Source organism: Streptomyces sp. NPDC107528 (genome assembly GCF_055639295.1).
The window spans coordinates 541,651-561,843 of sequence record NZ_JBVKAV010000002.1; the positions used below are offsets into that span (position 1 = coordinate 541,651).

General features: G+C 69.8%; 16 protein-coding genes. 7 read left to right on the forward strand and 9 right to left on the reverse strand.

Annotation, left to right across the window (positions count from 1 at the left end):
- The first annotated feature begins 135 nt into the window (after positions 1-135).
- A complete protein-coding gene (locus ACZ7L5_RS07525) occupies positions 136-1,008 on the forward strand; it encodes a class I SAM-dependent methyltransferase (RefSeq protein ID WP_471515183.1) in 873 nt (290 codons plus the stop codon).
- On the opposite strand, the gene ACZ7L5_RS07530 is transcribed toward ACZ7L5_RS07525, so the two are convergent.
- The gene (locus ACZ7L5_RS07530) at positions 997-2,199 is read right to left on the reverse strand and encodes a bifunctional adenosylcobinamide kinase/adenosylcobinamide-phosphate guanylyltransferase (RefSeq protein ID WP_363037446.1); all 1,203 of its coding nucleotides are present in this window, start codon (positions 2,197-2,199) and stop codon (positions 997-999) included. The genes ACZ7L5_RS07525 and ACZ7L5_RS07530 overlap by 12 nt on opposite strands.
- Positions 2,200-2,312: 113 nt before the next feature.
- Here ACZ7L5_RS07530 and ACZ7L5_RS07535 point away from each other — a divergent pair, with 113 nt between their 5' ends.
- Positions 2,313-2,522: a hypothetical protein gene (locus ACZ7L5_RS07535; RefSeq protein ID WP_328882153.1), complete on the forward strand. Its 210-nt coding sequence runs from the start codon at positions 2,313-2,315 to the stop codon at positions 2,520-2,522.
- A gap of 42 nt (positions 2,523-2,564) precedes the next feature.
- Here ACZ7L5_RS07535 and ACZ7L5_RS07540 read toward each other — a convergent pair whose 3' ends face one another.
- The 3 genes from ACZ7L5_RS07540 to ACZ7L5_RS07550 form a co-directional block, all read right to left on the reverse strand.
- A complete protein-coding gene (locus ACZ7L5_RS07540) occupies positions 2,565-3,653 on the reverse strand; it encodes a S1C family serine protease (RefSeq protein WP_471515185.1) in 1,089 nt (362 codons plus the stop codon).
- Positions 3,654-4,627: 974 nt separating this feature from the next.
- A complete protein-coding gene (locus tag ACZ7L5_RS07545) occupies positions 4,628-5,329 on the reverse strand; it encodes a class I SAM-dependent methyltransferase (protein WP_471515187.1) in 702 nt (233 codons plus the stop codon).
- Positions 5,330-5,412: 83 nt separating this feature from the next.
- Positions 5,413-6,111 (reverse strand): DUF3043 domain-containing protein, encoded by a 699-nt coding sequence (locus ACZ7L5_RS07550; RefSeq protein WP_384187651.1) that lies wholly within the window; start codon positions 6,109-6,111, stop codon positions 5,413-5,415.
- 229 nt (positions 6,112-6,340) lie between these two features.
- Between ACZ7L5_RS07550 and ACZ7L5_RS07555 the strand changes: the two genes are divergently transcribed.
- The 5 genes from ACZ7L5_RS07555 (at position 6,341) to ACZ7L5_RS07575 (ending at position 12,902) form a co-directional block, all read left to right on the forward strand.
- Complete coding sequence (locus tag ACZ7L5_RS07555) at positions 6,341-7,129, forward strand: PspA/IM30 family protein (RefSeq protein WP_471515189.1); 789 nt, start codon at positions 6,341-6,343, stop codon at positions 7,127-7,129.
- A 41-nt stretch (positions 7,130-7,170) separates the two neighbouring features.
- A complete protein-coding gene (gene pspAA, locus ACZ7L5_RS07560) occupies positions 7,171-7,449 on the forward strand; it encodes a PspA-associated protein PspAA (RefSeq protein WP_328882156.1) in 279 nt (92 codons plus the stop codon).
- Between the two features lie 124 nt (positions 7,450-7,573).
- Positions 7,574-8,806 (forward strand): sensor histidine kinase, encoded by a 1,233-nt coding sequence (locus ACZ7L5_RS07565; protein WP_471515191.1) that lies wholly within the window; start codon positions 7,574-7,576, stop codon positions 8,804-8,806.
- 49 nt (positions 8,807-8,855) lie between these two features.
- Positions 8,856-9,539 carry a response regulator transcription factor gene (locus tag ACZ7L5_RS07570; protein ID WP_363037438.1) on the forward strand — a complete coding sequence of 228 codons (684 nt, stop codon included), beginning with the start codon at positions 8,856-8,858 and terminating at the stop codon, positions 9,537-9,539.
- Between the two features lie 183 nt (positions 9,540-9,722).
- Entirely contained in the window at positions 9,723-12,902 is a 3,180-nt protein-coding gene (locus ACZ7L5_RS07575; protein ID WP_471515193.1) for an efflux RND transporter permease subunit, read from the forward strand.
- Positions 12,903-12,968: 66 nt separating this feature from the next.
- On the opposite strand, the gene ACZ7L5_RS07580 is transcribed toward ACZ7L5_RS07575, so the two are convergent.
- From ACZ7L5_RS07580 to ACZ7L5_RS07600, 5 genes are all read right to left on the reverse strand, one after another.
- Positions 12,969-13,181: a hypothetical protein gene (locus ACZ7L5_RS07580; RefSeq protein WP_471515195.1), complete on the reverse strand. Its 213-nt coding sequence runs from the start codon at positions 13,179-13,181 to the stop codon at positions 12,969-12,971.
- 446 nt (positions 13,182-13,627) lie between these two features.
- Positions 13,628-14,386, reverse strand: a complete 759-nt coding sequence (locus tag ACZ7L5_RS07585) for a hypothetical protein (protein WP_471515197.1) — start codon at positions 14,384-14,386, stop codon at positions 13,628-13,630.
- A complete protein-coding gene (locus ACZ7L5_RS07590; RefSeq protein ID WP_471515199.1) occupies positions 14,376-19,103 on the reverse strand; it encodes a putative T7SS-secreted protein in 4,728 nt (1,575 codons plus the stop codon). Before ACZ7L5_RS07590 ends, ACZ7L5_RS07585 begins: the two co-directional genes overlap by 11 nt.
- The gene (locus tag ACZ7L5_RS07595; protein WP_471515201.1) at positions 19,103-19,705 is read right to left on the reverse strand and encodes a hypothetical protein; all 603 of its coding nucleotides are present in this window, start codon (positions 19,703-19,705) and stop codon (positions 19,103-19,105) included. The genes ACZ7L5_RS07590 and ACZ7L5_RS07595 overlap by 1 nt, the downstream gene beginning before the upstream one ends.
- Entirely contained in the window at positions 19,702-20,166 is a 465-nt protein-coding gene (locus ACZ7L5_RS07600) for an SseB family protein (RefSeq protein WP_471515203.1), read from the reverse strand. Before ACZ7L5_RS07600 ends, ACZ7L5_RS07595 begins: the two co-directional genes overlap by 4 nt.
- Positions 20,167-20,193: the final 27 nt, after the last annotated feature.

Sequence of the window (20,193 nt, forward strand, 5' to 3'; positions counted from 1 at the left end):
GAGCGACGTCGTTGCACCCAAGATCGCCATCCCATACGTTCCGTTTTGCTGTGGATTGTCGGGGCATGCTCGCACCACCCGCCGTCCGCCTCCGCCGTACGCCCCCGCGTACGCCCTCGCGCCCGGGAGCCGCCCATGACCGCGACCGCCCCCTCCGAACGACACCGCGCCGACTGTGCGTTCACCCTCGCCAGATGCCGGGAGCACACCTACGCCCCCCGCCACCTGCGGCTCACGCGGCTGCCGTACCGGCACCTGAGAGCCGCGGCCCGCGTGGCGCTGGACTTCCCCGAGCCGGAGAGCTGGCTGGACGTGGGCACGGGATACGCCCGCTTCCCGGACGTGGCGAAGGAACTCTTCCCGTACACGGCGTTCGACGGCCTCGACCTGACCCACCGCGTCCTGGACGCCCGCGTCGCCGAGCGGGTGGAGGAGGCCCACGTCGGCCACCTCACGGACCCCCGCATCACGGCCCGGCTGCGCGCCCGCTACGACATCGTCAGCATGTTCCGCCACCTGGAACATGCACAGGACCCCCGCAGGGAACTGCGCGCCGCTCTCGCGGTCCTGCGCCCGGGGGGCCACCTCCTCCTCGAACTGCCCAACCCGAGGGGCGTGTTCGCCCTGCTGCTCGGCAGGTGGTGGATCCCGCACAGCCGCCCTGGCCACCTGCACCTGCTGCCTCTGAAAACCCTCCGCGAGGAGCTCCAGGCCCTGGGCTGCACCGTGCTCTCGGCGGACCGCCGCGGCACGCACATCCCGTACGACTTCGCGGCCTTCACCTCACGGGTGCTGACGCACCTGCTGCCCGCGTCCCTGTCCCGCGCGAGTGCCCCCCTGGTCGGCGTGGCCTGGGCGCTCGATCACCTCCTGGCCCCCGTGGTGCGCCGTACCCGCCTGTCGAACACCTACCGGGTCATCGCCCGCAAGGAGCCGACCGCCCGGCCGACCGCACCACCGGCCGCACTGCCGATCGTGCGGCCGACCCCACCGCCCTCAGCCGCGTAGCACCAACGCCTGCCCGGCCACCACCAGCAGCACCTGCTCGCACTCCCCGGCGAACGCGGCGTTCAGCCGTCCCAACTCGTCGCGGTAGCGCCGCCCCGACGCCGTCGCCGGCACGATCCCCGATCCCACCTCGTTCGACACGGCGACCACGGTCCGCCGGGTGGCCCGCACGGCCCGCGTCAACTCCTGCACCCGCTCCCGCAGTGCCTTCTCCCCGCCCTCCGCCCACACCGCGTCGTCCCACGCCCCGACGGCGTCCATGGCGTCCGTCAGCCACAGGGACAGACAGTCGATGAGCAGCGGCGGCCCGTCCGCGGCCAGCAGCGGCACCAGGTCGCACGTCTCGGCCGTACGCCACGACCCCGGCCGCCGCTCCCGGTGCACGGAGACCCGCGCCGCCCACTCGTTGTCGCCGCTCCGGGTGCCGCCGGTCGCCACGTACAGCACATCCGGGAAGGCCTCCAGCCGCCGCTCCGCCTCCACCGACTTCCCGGACCGGGCGCCGCCCAGCACCAGGGTCCGCCGCGGCACGTCCGGCACGTCCTCGTACGCCCCCACCTCCAGCGTCGTCCCGTCCGGCACCGCCCGCGCCCCCGCCGCGGCCAGCCGCCTCCGCAGCTCGGCACCCGGCGGCGCGTCGTGATCCAGATGTACGGCGATGACGTCCGTCGTCGGCCCGACGGCACCCACCGCCCGCAGCTTGGCCAGCGCGTCCGGGCGCCCCACGACATCGGCGACCACCATGTCGTACATCCCGACGGCCCCGTTCCCCAGCCCGGCCGGTGCACCCCCCGGCGGCAGATACAGCAGCCGCTGTCCGTCCGGGCCGGTCACCGCGTACCCCGTGCCCGGGTGGTCCATCGCCACCGCCCGCACCCGATGCCCCGTCAGCAGCGCCAACTCCCGCCCGTCCGGCACCCGCCCCGGCTGCGGCACCCCGGCGGGCACCTCGACGGCGGGCCCGTTGTGCGGATGCGACAGCAGCACCTGCCGCACGTTCCCCAGCGAACGCCCCGCCCGTGCCGCCGCGAACGCCGCCCCGGGCGTCAGATCGAGCAGCAGCGCCCCGTCCACGAGCAACGCGGTCGCCGCCCGCGCATCATCCCCGAGCGCGCTCGCACAAGCCGCGCACGGACAGTCGGGGCGGGGGAGTCCCGCGGGGGCACCGGTGCCGAGCAGAGTGAGTTCCACAGAACCGATTTTCGCGTGTCGGCGCAGGTCTCGCGCATCCGGCTAGGCTCAGGACAGGAGCCGGACCTTGATCAGGCTCCTTCTCTGCACGTGCCGACACCTTGGAGGCGTACATGGCGGCATGGACGTGGCGGTTCGAGAAGGCCGACGGGGCGGAGGTCCAACCCGCGGTGCAGCCCGAGGAGTTCACCACCCAGGGGGACGCCGAGTCGTGGATCGGGGAGCACTGGAAGGCACTGCTCGAAGGCGGTGCGGACCAGGTACGGCTGCTCGAGGACTCCACGGAGATCTACGGGCCGATGAGCCTGCACGCCGACGCGTAACGCTCACGGGGGCGAGGGCGTTGTGGCCCTCGCCCATCCCCGTCACTGCTCACCCAGCGTCACATCCACCGTCTTCTTACTGCCGTTGCGGGTGTACGTCACCTTCGTCCGCTCGCCCGGCTTGGCGGCGGCGAGCGTCTCGGACAGCGAGGTGATGGTGGTGATGTCCGTGTCGCCCAGCCGGGTGATGATGTCCCCCGGTGCCAGACCGGCCTTGTCGGCCGCCCCGCCCGTCTGCACCTTGACGACGGCCACGCCGGCGGCCTGGTAGTCGTCGTTCACGACCGTACGGGCCGTGATGCCGAGCGCCGCCCGGCCCGAGTCGGTGACCCTGCCGTCCTTGATGATCTGGTCGGCGATCGTCTGCACCGTCGACGCCGGGATGGCGAACCCGATGCCGGGTGCGGCGCTGTCACCCAGGCCGGGGTCGGTGGCGGCGAGGGTCGGGATGCCGATGACCCTGCCGTCGAGGTTCACCAGGGCGCCGCCGCTGTTGCCGGGGTTGATGGCGGCCGACGTCTGCACCATGTTGGCGATCGTCGCGCCCGTACCGCCGTTGTCGCTGCCCTCGGTGACGGTCCGTCCGGTCGCCGAGACGATGCCCTGCGTCACGCTGGACGACAGCCCCAGCGGCGAGCCCATCGCCAGCACGATCTGTCCGACCTCGACCTCGGCGGAGTCCCCGAGGGTCGCCGCCTTCAGCCCGTCCGGCATGTCGTCCAGCTTGATGACGGCGAGGTCCTGCTGCGGGTACGAGGAGACGAGCCGCGCGGTGACTTCGTCCTCGCGGTTCGCGATCGTCACGCGGAAGGTCTTCTCGTCCCCGACGACGTGTGCGTTGGTGACGATGTGTCCCTGGTCGTCGTAGGCCACACCCGATCCGAGATCGTTCCTGGCCTGGATCTGCACGACCGACGGCAGGACGTCCTTGATCACCTTCAGATAGCCGTCCTGCAGATCCTCGGTCGCCGTCAGCGCCTTTGGAACGGCGGCCTGCGCGGCCTGCCTGGTCGAGCCCTCCCGCCCGCCGGAGGACGACGAGCCGGAACAACCTGAGAACACCCCGAGACAACAGCAGAGCCCGACAACCGGAAGACCGAGCCGCGCGGTACGGGAACGCCGAGCATCCATGCCCCGAGTCTCCCCGCGCGCCAAGAACCCGGCCTGCGCTGCGCACCCGAACGAGCTGACGTGACGGTCCCCGCCCTGTGCGGGGGCGCTACGGGGGGCGGCGGGTCTGCCTCGGCGTCGTGGCCGCGGTCGGACACCAGCCGGCGCCGGGCCGTTTCCGGGAGGCGGCGGGTCCTGTCTCGGGGCCGTGGGCGCCGTCGGGCAGCAGTCGACGTCGGCTCCTTCCGTCATGCGCCCGGGACGGGCACGGCGACGGAGACGCGCAGGGGTGTCGCCTCCGGCGCCACGCTTACCTGTTCGGCGACGGGGTCCCTGGGGGGCGTGCAGGGCATGCGGCGACGGAGGCGAGGGGGTCTCCCCGAGGCGGCGGGTCCGCCTCGGCGCCGTGGACGCGGTCGGGCCACCAGCCGGCGCCGGGCCGTTTCCGGGAGGCGGCGGGTCCCGTCTCGGGGTCGTGGGCGCCGTCAGGCAGCAGTCGACGCCGGCTCACTCCGTCATGCGCCCGGGACGGGCACGGGCGACCGAGACGCGCAGGGGTGTCGCCTCCGGCGCCACGCTCATCTGGTCGGCGACGGGGTCCCTGGGGGGCGTGCAGGGCATGCGGCGACGGAGGCGAGGGGGTCTCCGGGAGGCGGCGGGTCCGCCTCGGCGCCGTGGACGCGGGCGGGCTTCAGATGGCGCCGGCTCACTCCGTCACGCGTCCGGACGGGCCAGGCTCCCCGGGACGCGCAAGCGGCCTCGCCTCCGGTGTCACGCTCACCGTGTTCAGCGACCGTGTTCCGGGGGCGAAGCCCTCAGCGGCGAGGGAGGCGGATTGCTTCCGGGAGGCAGCCGGTTCCGTCCCGGCGCTGTGGACACCGTCGGACAGCAGCCGGCGTCGGCTCACTCCGTCGCGCGCCCGGACGGGGCAGGCTTCCCGAGGCGCCGCAGGAGGCGTCGCCGCCCACGTCCTCAGGGCCCGGCCCCCGGTCGCCTCAGCCGCGGACCCCGCACAGGTGCAGGAGTGCTGCCACGCTGCGGTAGGGGTCCGTCTTGCCGGCCCGTTCCTCGACCGTCAGCAAGGTCTCCACGTCCGGCGGGGTCTGCGCCCCGTCGGCGGCCGTGTCGGTGAAGACGCGCACTCCGTACCAGGCGTGCAGCGGTGCCCCGATGCCCGCCAGTGTCGACGTCAGGTCGGCCAGGCGGTCGGCCCGGACGTCCAGGCCCAGCCGGTTCCGGTAGGCGGTCGTGTCGAAGGCGGTCAGTGCGCCGGGCCAGTCCCCGGCCAGCCCCGACCGCATGGCGAGCGCGTCGCCGTTGCGGACGAGCAGCGACAGCAGCCCGCCCGGGGCGAGCATCCGGGCCAGCCCTGCCAGCAGCGGATCGGGCTCGTCGATGTACATCAGCACGCCATGGCAGAGCACGACGTCGAAGCTGCCAGGCAGAAAGTGGACGCCGGTGTCCCGACCGTCGCCCTGGACGATCCGCACCCGCTCCCGGATCCCCTCCGGCTCACCGGCGAGCGCCTCGCGGGCCGTGGCGATCATCTTGGGGTCCTGCTCCACGCCGGTCACCTGGTGCCCGGCCCTGGCCAGGCGCAGCGCCTGCGTGCCCTGGCCCATCCCCACGTCGAGCACCCGCAACCGCTGCCCGACGGGGAACCGCCCGGCTATCTGCTCGTCGAGCTGGCGGCCCACCAGCTCCTGTCGTACGACATCGCGCAGCCCGCCCAGCTTGTCGAGCCACGCATCCGCCGCACTCCCGGAAAAGGCAGTTGCGCTCAGGGCCGCTCTCCGCGCTTGACCTGAGGCTTCGGCAGCCGGAGCCGGCGCATCTGGAGGGAGCGCATCAGCGCGTAGGCGACGGCGCCGCGCTTGTTGTCGTCGGGGAAGCGCTCGGCGAGCCGCTTCTTCAGACGGAAGCCGGTGACGGCCGAGTCCAGCACGATCAGCACGATCACGATCAGCCACAGCAGCAGCGCGATGTTCTGCAGCGCGGGCACCTGGACCATGCTCAGCACCAGGATGACCACGGCCATCGGCAGGAAGAACTCCGCGATGTTGAAGCGCGAGTCGATGAAGTCACGCGCGAACTTGCGGACCGGACCCTTGTCACGGGCCGGCAGATACCGCTCGTCGCCCCCGGCCAGCGCCTGACGCTGCTTCGCGAGGGCGGCACGGCGATCCTCGCGCTGCCGCTTGGCGGCGTCCTTGCGCGTCATCGACGTGTTGGCCACGCTTCGACGCTGCGACTGGGCGGCGCTGCGCTTGGGCGTGGGCCGGCCCTTCGGGGCCTCGGGGTGACGGGTCTCATTGGAGTCGGTCACCAGCGCCTTGTCGGCGGACTGGGCCTTCTCTTCCTTCGCACGGCTACGGAACACAAAACCCAAGGGTACGGGGTGCCAGGGGTTGGACCCCAGCCCCGTGGGGAACGATCCGGCAACACCAGTCGTCGTAGGGGGACAGAGGGGACGTTGCAGACCGTTCCTCCGACGGCCACGAGGAAGGCACGTGGGCGGCACCGGGCCGGCACCCGGGAGTCACCTACTCCTTACGCCGGAGCGGGAGCGTACGCAGTCGTCCTTGGGGATGAGCGCATCCGTCCCCGAACAGTGCGGTAATGGATGCAGGGCCCGTACTGTGGGTTCTGTCGCAGGTGCTGGAGTGGAGTCCGTCAGAAGGGGGCGCGCGAAGCCCATGAGCGGTGTCATGAAGCGTATGGGGATGATCTTCCGCGCGAAGGCGAACAAGGCCCTTGACCGGGCCGAGGACCCGCGCGAGACCCTCGATTACTCGTACCAGAAGCAGCTGGAGCTGCTCCAGAAGGTCCGCCGCGGTGTAGCCGACGTGGCCACCTCGCGCAAGCGCCTGGAACTCCAGCTCAACCAGCTCCAGCAGCAGTCGACGAAGCTGGAGGACCAGGGCCGCAAGGCGCTCGCGCTGGGCCGTGAGGACCTGGCCCGCGAAGCGCTCTCGCGCCGCGCCGCCCTCCAGCAGCAGGTGACGGACCTGGAGACGCAGCACGCGACGCTGCAGGGCGAGGAGGAGAAGCTCACCCTCGCGGCCCAGCGCCTGCAGGCGAAGGTCGACGCCTTCCGCACCAAGAAGGAGACGATCAAGGCCACCTACACCGCCGCCCAGGCCCAGACCCGCATCGGCGAGGCCTTCTCCGGCATTTCGGAGGAGATGGGCGACGTCGGCCTGGCGATCCAGCGCGCGGAGGACAAGACGGCCCAGCTCCAGGCACGCGCCGGAGCCATCGACGAACTCCTCGCCTCGGGCGCCCTCGACGACCAGTCCGGCATGCACAAGGACGACATCCAGGCCGAGCTGGACCGGCTCTCCGGTGGTACGGATGTAGAGCTGGAACTGCAGCGCATGAAGGCGGAGCTGGCAGGAGGCTCCTCGTCGCAGCAGGCGATCGAGGGCGGCAACGGCCAGGCCCAGTCGCAGTCCCAGCAGCAGCCGCAGGACACCCCGCGCTTCGACAAGCAGTAGTCCCCCGGAGACGGGGCGGGCCCATCGCCGAGGAGGGCGACATGATCGTACGGATCATGGGGGAGGGGCAGGTGAGGCTGGCCGACAGCCACCTCACCGAGCTGAACAAGCTGGACGACGTGCTCCTGGAGGAAATGGAGAACGGCGACGGCCCAGGTTTCCGCGCCACCCTCCACGCCCTTCTCCAGAAGGTCCGCGAACTGGGCGAGCCCCTGCCCGACGACTCCCTGGAGCCGTCGGAACTGATCCTCCCGTCGCCGGACGCGACGCTGGAGGAGGTCCGGGAGCTGCTGAGCGATGACGGCTTGATCCCGGGCTGAGTCATATCAGCCCGTCCGGCGTTTGAGGACGAGGCCCGTTCAGGGCCGAAGCGAGGGTCCGGGGGCGGCAGCCCCCGGGCGACGCACACCGCAGCGCCGGGCACATGACGCGAGGAACCTCCAGTTGGCCCCCCTTCCAAGCTCCGCAGGGGAACGCGTCCGGCGGCATCTCAAGGCGCACCCCATGGCGCTGGACGCGGCGTTGGCGGTCGGCGTCCTGGTCTGCATGGTGTCCGGCTCGTTCGTGGACCCGCACGGGAAGAACGGCGTGACCTGGGGTCTGCGCACCCCGGACACGCTCAGCCTGGTGCTCATCGCCCTCGGCGCCGGGGCTCTGGTCTTCCGCCGCCGCGCCCCCATGACGGTCCTCGCGGTCACCGGCGCCGTCTCCCTGATCGAGTCCGTCACCGGCGACCCCCGCGCCCCGGTCGCCATGTCCGCGGTGATCGCCCTGTACACCGTCGCCTCGACCACCGACCGCACCACCACCTGGCGCGTCGGCCTGCTCACCGTCACCGTCCTGACCGGTTCCGCGATGCTCGCCGGCCCCCTGCCCTGGTACGCCCAGGAGAACCTGGCCATCTTCGCCTGGACCGGCATCGGCGCCACTGCCGGTGACGCGGTCCGCAGCCGCCGCGCCGTCGTCACCGCCATCCGGGAACGTGCCGAACGCGCCGAGCGCACCCGCGAGGAGGAGGCCCGCCGCCGCGTCGCCGAGGAGCGCCTGCGGATCGCCCGGGACCTGCACGACGTCGTCGCCCACCACATCGCCCTGGTCAATGTGCAGGCCGGCGTCGCAGCCCACGTCATGGACAAGCGGCCCGACCAGGCCAAGGAGGCCCTCGCGCACGTACGCGAGGCCAGCCGCTCCGCGCTCAACGAACTCCGCGCGACCGTCGGCCTGCTGCGGCAGTCCGGCGACCCCGAGGCCCCCACCGAGCCCGCTCCCGGCCTCGTACGCCTCGACGAACTCGTGGGCACCTTCCGCAGCGCGGGCCTCCAGGTGGAGGTCGCCCGCGCCGACCAGGACGCCACGCTCCCGGCCGCCGTGGACCTGGCCGCCTACCGCGTCATCCAGGAGGCGCTGACCAACGTGCAGAAGCACGCGGGCCCGGACGCCAAGGCCGAGGTCAGCGTCGTCCGCGTGGGACCGAACGTCGAGATCACCGTCCTCGACGACGGGGCCGGCGAGGACGACACGACCGACGGCGGCGGCCACGGCCTGCTCGGCATGCGCGAGCGCGTCACCGCCCTGCGCGGCACCCTCACGACCGGGCCCCGCTACGGAGGCGGCTTCCGCGTGCATGCGATCCTGCCGGTCAAGAGCCGTACGCGCGCCGCCGACGACGCCGTATGACAACTGAACGCCCCCACCGCCCCGCACAAGGGCACGGAGAGGACCCCGCATGACGATCCGTGTCCTGCTCGCCGACGACCAGGCCCTGTTGCGCAGCGCCTTCCGGGTGCTGGTCGACTCCGAGCCCGACATGGAGGTCGTCGCCGAGGCGTCCGACGGCGCGGAGGCGGTGCGGCTGGCCAAGGAGGAGCGGGCGGACGTCGTCCTGATGGACATCCGGATGCCCGGCACCGACGGCCTCGCCGCCACCCGCATGATCAGCGCCGACCCGGCCCTCGCCCACGTCCGCGTCGTCATACTGACCACCTTCGAGGTCGACGACTACGTCGTGCAGTCGCTGCGCGCCGGCGCCTCCGGCTTCCTCGGCAAGGGCTCCGAACCCGACGAACTCCTCGCCGCCATCCGCGTCGCCGCCGGGGGCGAGGCTCTGCTCTCCCCGGCCGCCACCAAGGGCCTGATCGCCCGCTTCCTCGCTCAGGGCGACGGCGCCGACGACGACCGCGACCCGGGCCGCGCCGAGCGGCTCGGCGCGCTCACCGGCCGGGAGCGCGAGGTCCTGGTCCAGGTCGCCGGCGGGCACTCCAACGACGAGATCGCCGAGCGGCTGGCGGTCAGCCCGCTGACCGTGAAGACGCACGTCAACCGGGCCATGTCCAAGCTCGGAGCCCGCGACCGGGCGCAGCTCGTGGTGATCGCGTACGAGTCCGGGCTGGTACGTCCAAGGGTGGAGTGAGCTCGACCCGGGCGTACTGCGCCCGGAGTATGCGCCGGATAAGGAACGGGACCTGCGGCCTACGAAACCGGGCTCCCCGATGGCTCAGGGTGTAGGGGCGGGCGCATGCCTGCTCCACGTCTGCTCCACGCCTCCATGCCTTCCTTGCCGCTTCTGCCGCTCACAGAAGAGAGACCCTGAACCATGTCCTGGCTGTCGAAGTTCAGCCTCGCCCAGCGCGCCCTGATAGGCCTGATGTCGATCATCGCGATCGTCTTCGGCGCCATCGCGATACCCCAGCTCAAGCAACAGCTGCTGCCCTCCATCGAACTGCCCATGGTGTCCGTGCTGGCGCCGTACCAGGGCGCCGCGCCGGACGTGGTCGAGAAGCAGGTCGTCGAGCCGATCGAGGACAGCCTCGAAGCCGTCGACGGCATCACCGGCGTCACGTCCACGGCCAGTGAGGGCAACGCCGTGATCATGGCGTCCTTCGACTACGGCCCCGACAACCAGCAGTTGGTCGCCGATGTCCAGCAGGCCGTCAACCGGGCCCGCGCCCAGCTGCCGGACGACGTGGACCCGCAGGTCATCGCCGGTTCCACGGACGACATCCCGACCGTCGTCCTCGCCGTCACCTCCGGCCGTGACCAGCAGGCGCTGGCCGACCAGCTCGACCGGACCGTCGTGCCGGACCTGAAGGACATCGACGGTGTCGGCCAGGTCACCGTCGACGGCGTACGGGACCTTCAGGTCACCGTGACCCCCAACGACGCGAAGCTGGCGAAGGCGGGCCTGACCTCGGCGGACCTCTCCGAGGCCCTGAGGGCGGGCGGCGCGACCGTCCCGGCGGGCTCCTTCGACGAGGGCGGCGACAACCGCACCGTCCAGGTGGGCGGCGGGTTCACCTCGCTGCAGCAGATCGAGGACCTGAGGGTCACCGGCGCGGGCGGCGCAGGCGGCGCGAGCGGCGGTGCGGACGCTTCCGGCAAGAAGCCGGTCCGCCTCGGTTCCGTCGCCACCGTCGAGCAGGAGCAGGCCCCGGCCGACTCCCTCACGCGCACGGACGGCAAGCCGTCCCTCGCGATCGCGGTCACCATGGACCGCGACGGCAGCGCGGTCGCGATCTCCGACGCGGTCCAGGACAAGCTCCCTGAGATGCGCAAGGACCTCGGCTCCGACGCCACGCTGACCGTGGTCAGCGACCAGGGCCCTGCGGTCTCGAAGTCCATCGACGGCCTGACCACCGAGGGCGCGCTCGGCCTGCTCTTCGCGGTCCTCGTCATCCTGGTCTTCCTGGCGTCGATCCGTTCGACGCTGGTGACGGCGGTCTCGATCCCCCTGTCGGTGGTCCTGGCCCTGATCGTCCTGTGGACGCGCGACCTGTCGCTGAACATGCTGACGCTCGGCGCGCTCACCATCGCCATCGGCCGCGTCGTCGACGACTCGATCGTCGTCCTGGAGAACATCAAGCGGCACCTCGGCTACGGCGAGGAGCGCCAGGAGGCCATCCTCAAGGCGGTCCGCGAGGTCGCCGGCGCGGTCACCTCCTCCACCCTCACCACGGTCGCCGTCTTCCTGCCGATCGGCCTCGTCGGCGGCATGGTGGGCGAGCTGTTCGGCTCGTTCAGCCTGACCGTGACGGCCGCGCTGCTGGCGTCGCTGCTGGTGTCGCTGACGGTCGTACCGGTCCTGTCGTACTGGTTCCTGCGGGCCCCGAAGGGCACACCCGAGGACGCTGCCGAAGCCCGCCGGATCGCGGAGGAGAAGGAGGCGAAGAGCAGGCTCCAGCGCTTCTACGTCCCCGTCCTGCGCTTCGCGACCCGCCGCCGCATGACCAGCGTGCTGCTCGCGATCGTCATCCTCATCGGCACGTTCGGCATGGCGCCGCTGCTGAAGACGAACTTCTTCGACCAGGGCGAGCAGGAAGTCCTCACCGTCAAGCAGGAGTTGAAGCCGGGCACCAGCCTGTCGGCGACCGACGAGCAGGCGAAGAAGGTCGAGAAGCTGCTCGCCGACACCAAGGGCGTGAAGGACTACCAGGTCACGATCGGCTCGTCGGGCTTCATGGCGGCCTTCGGCGGCGGCACCGACACCAATCAGGCGTCCTACCAGGTGATGCTGGAGGACTCGGCGTCGTACGAGGACGTGCAGGACCGCGTCGAGGCGGGCCTGAAGAAGCTCGACGGCATCGGTACGACCACCATCGCGGCCGGTGACGGCTTCGGTGCCCAGGACCTGAGCGTCGTCGTGAAGGCGGCCGACGGGGACGTGCTGCGCAAGGCGTCCGAGCAGGTCCGCGAGGCGGTGGCCGGCCTGGACGACGTCACCGACGTGACCAGCGACCTGGCGCAGAGCGTGCCGCGCATCTCCGTGAAGGCCAACGACAAGGCGGCCGCGGCCGGCTTCAACGACCAGACCCTCGGTCTGGCCGTCGCCCAGGCGGTCCGCGGCAACACGGCGGCCCAGGCGACCCTCGACGACACCGAGCGGGACATCGTCATCAAGTCGGCCAAGCCGGCGACGACGCTGAAGCAGCTTCAGGACCTGAACCTGGGTCCGGTGAAGCTCGGCGTCATCGCTGACGTCAAGCTGGTGGACGGCCCGGTCTCGATGACCCGCATCGACGGCCAGCGCGCGGCCACGATCTCCGCGAAGCCGACCGGCGACAACACGGGCGCGGTGAGCGCGGACCTCCAGTCCAAGATCAACTCGCTGACCCTGCCGGCCGGTGCCACGGCCTCGATCGGCGGTGTCTCCGAGGACCAGGACGAGGCGTTCGTCAACCTGGGCCTGGCGATGCTGGCGGCGATCGCGATCGTCTTCATGCTCCTGGTCGCGACCTTCCGCTCCCTCATCCAGCCCCTGATCCTGCTGGTCTCCATCCCGTTCGCGGCAACGGGCGCGATCGGCCTGCTGATCGCGACCGGCACCCCGATGGGCGTCCCCGCGATGATCGGCATGCTGATGCTGATCGGCATCGTGGTGACGAACGCGATCGTGCTGATCGACCTCATCAACCAGTACCGAAGCCAGGGGTACGGCGTCGTGGAGGCCGTGATCGAGGGCGGCCGCCACCGCCTCCGCCCCATCCTCATGACGGCCCTGGCAACGATCTTCGCCCTCCTCCCCATGGCCCTGGGCGTCACCGGCGAGGGCGGCTTCATCGCCCAGCCCCTGGCCGTGGTCGTGATCGGCGGCCTGATCACGTCGACCCTCCTGACCCTGCTCCTCGTACCGACGCTGTACGCGATGGTGGAGCTTCGGAAGGAACGACGGGCGAAGAAGCGGCAGGCGAAGCGGGAGAGGAAGGCGGGGGTGACTGCGCCGCAGTCGAAGTCCGCCGCCTCCTCGGACTCGGACGAGCCGGAGACGGCGGGGGTCTGACCTTCGCCGTCACTGAAGAACCCCGTCCCAGGGAGTGTCCTGGGACGGGCTTCTTCGTCAAGATCGCTACCCGGGTCCCTCTCGTGGCGATTCATTCGTGTCCGGGGCGGAACTCAGGATTTCCCGGACGGCCAGGGCGTCCGCTCCCGATCCGGTGAAGGTGACCTTGGCGGAGTGAGTGGTGTCCAGTTGGTCGACCTGCCGGCCGTACCACTCGATGGCGACCACGCTGAGTGGGGCCGCCGCCCCGTGCGTCGGGGCGAGGCGGTGCAACTCCATGCCCAGCCGTGCAGTCCCTTCAATGCACCGCACAACGCACACGGCCGCGCGGCCCGCCGCATTGGGGCTGCTGGGCTTCACCGACTCGACGGAAAGGATGCTCAGAGTTGCCATCTGAGGCACAGCGGTGAGCCTCCCTACGAAATTGCGAAATCTGCTCGGGGCAGGTCGCTCTGAGCATCAAAGGATCAGTCGTCTGGGGGAGGTCTCCTGAAGGCGCTGGATGATCAACTCAATATCTGCCAGCGCTCTGAGACAGAATTCCTGATCATGGACATTGGTCGAGTGTACGGCGTCTGCGAACGCGGGATTCGCAAGCCCCTGTGCCTCGCTCAAGATCCGGATGGCAGGAGAATCCAATTTCTGCTGCTCCTGTCGAGAGTCCACTCGACCTGAGTCGGCAGCTCTTTTGTGGCTTCCTCTACGAGTTGTGTAACCCCTTGTGCTCAGAGATAGGCCAGCCCGCTACCACCGTCGACCAACCTGGCGATCTCCCTAACACCCGATTCACCATGCAGCACGACAGAATTCATAGCCAAATTTTCGGCCACTGATTCATAAGAGCGGCTTTGGCAGAAGATCACGGAGCCGGCTGCCGGATGTTTGTCGATTGGAACCAGGGGCATGACGCCCATGTTGACTGCCGTCGAAATATAGAGGGCCACGTGCCTCCTTCGGATCGATTCGAACTCGATGTTGTTCTCAAAGTCAAAGGAGAGTGAAAAGTGGCTTTCAAGCAACTGTGCTGCACCTGTCCACCTTGTCGGGGAACAGGTTTCCGTCGCGATGCCCAGGGCATACCCCGATTTCCTGTGCAGTAGTGGCTCAATTTCCGCATGGTCGCCGAAGCTGAAATGCGGGTAGCGTCTATAGACGGATTCGACGAACGGCATTCGTGGGAATTTATTGAGTGCCGCCCGCTTGGTAAACTTTGTCAGGTAGGCGCTGGGGCCCTGAGGGGATGACGTCTGGCCATCTGTAGAAATCTTAGTTTCCCAAGAGAACAGCTGATGTCCAGAGAAAGCTGATACCGTTTCCTGGAGGCAGGCCATTTCGTCAATTGGGTCACAAGTGATCCAGAAGGCGGAAATTCCGGAGAGTTCGCCCTCAAGTGCAGAGATGTGTGACCCGATTCCTTTAGAATCCCATTCATGTTGGCCGAAAATGACCTTTGTCGACGTCCCTGGGTTGGTATCACTCGGCATTTCTAGGCCTCCCTGCTAGTCCATATCCGGAGTCCATGCTCCCATAGTAGACATGTTCGCCATTCGGGCCATGGTAGTGGGGTAGTGCCCACTGATCCGCATCTTTGAAGTAGTGTCCGTTGGCGTGATGTCCGATTTCTATAATATTCCCATTGGAGCTGATGGCGGATATCGTTTCCCATGGCTCCCCATTGGGCCCTGTCAGGTTTGGATTCTTTCCCCACTGGGGTGTTCTCTCGATCAGGGATGGATCGGTCACGCCGTGGCGCCGCAGTACCTCATGTAGTGCTTCATCCTGTGCAGCGTATACAACGTCCCCGCGTCCGGAGTTGAGCGGAACGTGGTTCTCTTTGCCGCCTATAGGGCAAGGGGCGAGCCCCAATGGGTCTATCAGCCAATGAGGATTGCGAACATAGGCGGTTGGGTTGGGCGCGGGTGTAAGCCCCAGAGGGTCGAGGGTGGTGTAGCGGGCGGTCTCGGGGTCGTAGTGCCGGTGGGAGTTGTAGTGGAGGCCGGTTTCGGGATCGAAGTACTGTCCTGGAAAGCGCAAGGGCGTGTAGGCGGTGGCGCTGCGGTCCCAGGTGGTGGTGCCCCAAAGGGTGCGGCGTGTACGCCAAGCGATGTCACCGTGCTCATCCACGAGTTCGGTTGGGGCGCCGACGAGGTCGGTGATGATCGCGAAGAAGCGCTCGTCGATTTCGTCCTGGGACGCGTCGCCCGCCGTCTTGCGTTCGGTCTGGGTCAACGGGCGTAGGCCTTGGTGATCCCAGGTGAGGGTGATGGCCGACTGGTCGGTGCCGGGCGTGCGCGTCGTCTGTTCGCACAGGGTCGTGCCGTCCCAGGTGAAGTCGACCTGTTCCAGGACGGTTTGGGCGTCGGCAGCAAGGCGTTGTTTGGCGATGCGGCGGCCCAGGGGGTCGTAGCGGTAGCGCCAGGTGGTGCCGTCGGGCGTGACGACGGAGGTGAGGCGGTCCTCGGCGTCCCAGGTGTAGCGCCAGGTGTCCGGTTTGCGGGACAGGCGGGTTTTCTGGCGCAGGGTGATCCGGCCGGCTTCGTCGTGCTCGTAGCGGACGTTGCCCGCGCGCGTGATTCGGGTGCCGGTGTAGGTGCGATCCCCGGTTGCCTCCTGGCCCGGCATGGAGTCCGGCCAAGCGGCTCGAGTCTGGTTGCCTGCCGCGTCGTAGGCGTAGGACTCCGTCCAGTTCGCGGCGTGGACGGCGGTGACCCGGCCTGCCGCGTCCAGGTCGAAGCGGCGGGGGCCGTTCAGGTCGTCGTCGATGCCGGTCAGGTTGCCGTCGGCGCGGTAGGTGTAGGCGCGGTGCTGGAGGCGCGTGTCGCCCGGTCCGGTGAGTTCCTGCTTCGTCAGGCGGCCCAGGGGGTCGAAGGCGTTGGTGAGGGTGAGGTCTTCACCGATGTGGCGGGTCAGTTCGCGGCCGGCCGCGTCGTGGGTGAAGGTGAGGGTGTGGCCGCTGGTCGTCAGTTCGGTACGGTTGCCCGCCGCGTCGTACGTCCATGTGCTGCTCGCGCCGGTCGGTGTGGTGCGGTTGGTGCGGCGGCCCAGGACGTCGTAAGTGTAGCTGAGCTTGCGGGCGTTGACCGTCTCGGACAGCAGGCGCCCGGAATCGTCCCGCTGCAACGTCAGGACCGCATCCGGGCTGACTGCCCGGGCCAGGCCACCCGTCGCGTCGTACGCGTACGTCGTGACCGCTCCGGCCGCGTCCTTCCTCACCACGCGGCCCAGCACGTCCCTGTCGAAGCAGATGCTCAGGCCGGAGGCCGTCGTGCTGGCGGTCAACTGGCCTGCACTGTCGTGTTCATACGTCAGCCTGCGGTCGTCGAAGTCCGTCTCCGCGATCAGCCGTCCGGCCGCGTCGTACTCGTACGACCAGGTCAGACCCTGCGGGTTCGTGACCTTTGTCAGATGAAGTTCGGTGTCGTGAGTGAATTCGTAGCGCACCCCGTCCGGGCCGGTGCGGGCCGACATCAGGTCGAAGTGGGTGTATTCGTAGCGGGATACGGCGCCCATGGCGTCGGTGTGGCTGGTGGTGTTGCCCTCGCCGTCATACGTCCACGTCTCCGTGGCGCCGTCCGCGGTGATACGGCGGGACAGGCGGCCCTCCACCGTCCACTCCAGGCAGGTCACCGCACCCGTCGGGTCGGTGATCGTGGTCGGCCGGCCGAAGGCGTCCCGCTCGTAGCGGGTCACCGCGCCGAGCGGGTCCGTGACCTCCAGGGGCAGGCCCGCGGTGTTGCAGCGGAGCGTGCTCGTCGCGCCCGTCGCGTCCGTGACCGACGCCAGGTGACCGAGGTCGTCGTAGGCGAAGCGGGTCGTGGCTCCCGAAATGGTGTCGGTCACCTGAGTGCGGTTGCCGAACTCGTCGAACTGCTGGGCGCCGTGGGCGCCGTCCGGGCCTGCTATGGCCACCGGCCGGCCCCGGTCGTCGTAGCCGATGCTGGTGTAGCGGCCGTCGGGGCGGACGGCCATCACGAGTCGACCTGCCTCGTCGTACGCGTAGCTCTGTGTGCGGCCGAGGGGGTCCGTGATGGTGAGCGGGCGGTGAAAGCGGTCGTATGTGGTGCGGGTCGTCGACCCGTCGGGGCCGGTCTCGGCCACCACTTGCAAATCGCTGTTGACGTCGTAACGGGTGCTGTGGCCCAGGGAGTTGGTCGCGGTGATGGTCCGGTGGCCGGTCGCTGGGTCGATGTCGCCGTAGGTGAAGGTGTTGCGCAGGTGGCCTGCTTCGCCCGACTGGGAGGTGCAGCGGCCCTCGTCGTCGTAGACGTAGTGGTAGGACGAGTTGTTCGTGTCGGTCCAGGCGGTGAGGCGGCCGAGTTCGTCGTTGGTGAAACGGGTCGGTGTGCCGGACGAATTCGTTACCGCCGCCAGGTGACCGTGCTCGTCGTAGCCGAAGCGGACCAGCTCGACGTCGCCGCTGCTGTCCGCCGTACTGTCGGCCAGGCGCAGGGCGGTTATTCGGTCCTCGGTGGTCTTGATGCCGAGGTGGTAGCCGGCCGAGTGCACGATCGCGGTGGGGGCGCCCTCGTTGTCGTATTCGAAGGTGAGCCACTGGCCGGAGCGGTCGGTGATCTGCTCCAGCAGGGCGATGCCGTTACCGTCGCCGCCCGGGGCCGCGAAGTGCCAGGTGCGGCCGGCCGCGGGGTCGGTGATCGCGTAGTCGCCGTAGGCGTCGATGGTGAGGGGGTATCGGCCGCCCTCAAGGGGCAGGGTCGGCACGCCCGGAGCGGGGTGGGGGTAGGCCAGCAGGGAGCCGTCCTCACGGATGAAGATGACACCCTCGGCGTCGATCTCCAGGCGCTGGTCAGCGGTGGAGGTCCACTTCGGGCCGAACCAGCGTCCGGCCTCGTACGACGACTCGAACTGCCGGGAGAAGACCAGGGGCAGCTTGGCGGGCAGGGCGGTGTCGGTCTGCGGCAAGGACATGCGGCCGGTGGCCATGTCGATCGGGTCGCCGCCGAACACCTTGCACTTCAGCTCCCGAGCGAAATTCTTGATCCCCTCGGCCGCCTCGCCGAGGCTCCTGCGCCCCGCTCCACTCGCCGCGCCCTTGGCCGCGCTGCGTCCGGCCCCTCGGGCCATGCTCGTGGCGCCTTTGCCGCCGATCAGGTTCGAGGCGAGGTAGCCCAGGGAGTCGCCCGGGTCGCTGCTCCAGCCGCTGCCGATGACGGCCTTCGGCAGGCGTTCGGGATGGGCGGCGGTGCCCACCAGGCCGGCCAGCAGCATGTTGGAGTTCTTCACATACTCGCCGGGGTGGGTGATGTTGTAGGAGTCCATCGGGTTGACGGTGCGGACCAGCTTCACCAGGTCAGCGCCTCCCTTGAGGAGACCGCCCAGGACATGGGCCTGGTTCAGCTGCGTGCTGACGACGGCGTCCACCGCGTCGGCCTTCAACCGGTCGGTGAACTCCGGCTTCGGCGGAGCTTTCTCCAGCGCGGCGGCCACCCGGCGCTGCGCGTCGCGGGCGGCGTCGGTGCGCTGGCGGCGCGCCTCGGCCAGGATCTCCTCGGCCTCCCGTCGGCCGGCCGCGCCCGGGTCGACGAAGGCACCCGGTTCGGTTGGTTTGCGGCCCGGGTTGCGTCCCGCCGAAGCCGCCGCGTTGTACTGGTCGGCGGCCTGGTTGTACGCCGTCACTTGAGCGTTGTGCGCATCCACCGCCCGCCGGCTGTCCTCCTGCGCGGTGCGGTAGGCGTCGATCGCCGTCTGCGCCTGCCCCTGCGCCCAGCGCACCGTGTCCGCGTACGCCTCCAGCGCCTTGGCGGCTGCCTCGCAGGCGTCGGCCGCCTTCAGCCACTGCTTGGGATGCATGTCGAACTTCTCGCGGAAGGCGTCCGCCGCCTTGCCCTGCCAGCCCTCGCCGTCCAACGAGCGCATCCCCTGGCCGACGCTCTCGAACGCCCGGAAGAAGTCCCGCAGATGCCTCGCCCGTGCCTCGAGTGCCTGTGGGCTGCCGTGGACCAGTTCCCTGGGGTCCTCGCTCTCTCCCAGCCGGCGCTCGGCGACATCGCCGCCCAGCCGGTTGTTCACCCCCTCCCCGAAGTCACGTACCCCCTCGGCCGCGCCGTCCGCGCCGACCGCCGACAGGCCGTCCGCCGCCTTGTCCGTGCCCCAGTTGACGGCTTCGCCGACACCCTTGCTCACGCCGTCGACAGCGCTCTCCAGGCCGTCCCCGAGGTCGTTGACCATGTCCCCCAGGCCCATCAGCGCTCAACCTCCCCGAACGCCGAGGCCTCGGGGCCGTCCGGCTGCCAGTTGGTCCGCGAATCGAACGGCGCGTCCGGGGTCACCGTCGACGTCTCCAGGTCCTCCTTCGCCTGCGCCCAGGCCTGCCGGGCCGCCTGGTCGCCGGCCTGCATGGACTCCGCGCTGTAATCCGCGTTCATGAAGTGGGACACGGAGTTGTCGTTCAACGTCTGCGACCAGGAACGCTGCTCGACCTCCTCCTCGGACAGGTATGGGTTGCCCGCCGCCGCCGTCCACACCGTCTTCACGGTGTTCGACACGTACTGCTCCTGCTCGTGATACAGCCCCGCCGACAGGTTGAGCCGCTGCGCGAACCCGTTCGCGTCCTGCATCAGCGCACGCACCCCCCAGCCCCACCGCTCGCAGAAGTCGGCGAACACCTGGCGCAGGTTCGCGTCCCCCACCTCAAGACCGGCCAGCTCCAGGTCGTCGAAGCCCCGGCCCTGGGCCGCCTCGATGTCGAAGCCCAGCTCCTTCAGCTCGTCGATCGCCAGGTTGATGCCCCGGGTGATCCGCTCCAGCGCCTCCGGATCGACCCGGTAACCGTCACCGCCGCTCACGCGTCCACCCCTTCAGAGTCCACGACCGTGTCCACAGCCACCGCGTCCGGAACAACCCCCTTCGCCGGAGGCAGCACCAGGCCAGCCGGACTGCCCGCGTCCACCGCGATCCCGACCGGCCGTCCGTCCGCCTTCGCCACCTCCGGGACCACCTGGTCCAGCAAACGCGCCCCGTACACCGGCACCCGCTCCGGCACCGCCTCACCACGCGCCTGCGCAAAGCGCGCCAACGCCGCGTCATCCGTGAACGCAAACAGCCAGCGGACCCCGCCCGCAGCCACCGACAGCAACGAGTCATCCACCACCGGCACCAGCACCTCACCGCGCCGGAACTCCCCCACGGCCGCACGCAGATCGCCCTGCCCGGTCGCCGCCAGATCCGCCAACCGCACCCGCAGCCCCATGGCACCCGCGCTCAAGACAACCCCCGCCGAAACCCCGCCGAAAACTTCACCGTTCATCGCACATGCGAACGATCATGCTAGTCC